The following is a 949-nucleotide window of genomic DNA, read 5'->3' as shown; positions in this document are numbered from 1 at the left end:
CGCCACGGCCGCGTGGAGATCCGGGTCATGGACAACGGCCCGGGCATCCCGGCGAATATCCGCGACAAGGTCCTGGAGCCGTTCTTCACCACCAAGCAGCCGGGCCGGGGCACCGGGCTCGGGCTGCCGCTGGTCTACAACATCATCCGCGAATACGACGGCGAGCTGCGGCTGCGCGAACGCTGGGGCCGGCGCCACGGCACGGTGGTCCTGATCGCGCTGCCGGCGATCGAGGAGTGAGGGAGGGAGACCCAATGCCACGCGTACTGGTGATCGAGGACGAGAAAGTCATCCGCAGCGCCATCCGGCGGCTGCTCACCCGTCACGGCATGAGCGTCACCGAGGCGGGATCGCTGGAGGAGGCGGAGGACAGCACCGCCCTCGCCGACCACGACATCATCCTCGCCGACCTCCGCCTGCCCGGCGCCGAGGGCATCGAGGCGGTGCGCCGGGCCGCGGAGGTGCCGGTGATCATCATGACCAGCTACGCCAGCGTGCGCTCGGCGGTGGAGGCGATGCGCGAGGGTGCGGTGGACTATATCGCCAAGCCCTTCGACAACGACGACCTGCTGCTCACCGTCGAGCGCGCGCTCAAGGAGACCCGGCTGGAGCGTCAGAACGAGGCCCTGCGCGCCGACGTCGCCGCGGAGTACCCGGTCTCGGGAATCGTGGGCGACTCGGAGGCGATGCAGGCGGTATTCCGCCGCATTGGCAAGGTCGCGCCCACGGACACGACGGTGCTGATCCTCGGCGAGTCCGGCACCGGCAAGGAGCTGGTCGCGCGGGCGCTGCACGAGCGCAGCACGCGCAAGGAGGCGGCGCTGGTGGCGGTCAATTGCGCGGCCATCCCCGAATCGCTGATCGAGGCCGAGCTGTTCGGCCACGAAAAGGGCGCATTCACCGGCGCGGAGGGACGCCGGCGCGGGCTGGTGGAGTCCGCCGACGGCGG

The 949-nt window shown here is 70.7% G+C and carries 2 protein-coding genes; both read left to right on the top strand.

Annotated elements, in window-relative coordinates:
- A partial coding sequence (locus G7A99_RS21405) for an ATP-binding protein (protein ID WP_240466371.1) occupies positions 1-240 on the top strand: 240 nt, incomplete at its 5' end.
- A 14-nt stretch (positions 241-254) separates the two neighbouring features.
- Positions 255-949: sigma-54 dependent transcriptional regulator (locus G7A99_RS21400; protein ID WP_163143937.1), on the top strand; the 695-nt coding region annotated here is incomplete at its 3' end.

Source organism: Arhodomonas sp. KWT (assembly GCF_010993615.1).
The sequence above is the reverse complement of the archived record's forward strand: the minus strand, read 5'-3'. Positions and strand labels throughout refer to the sequence as shown.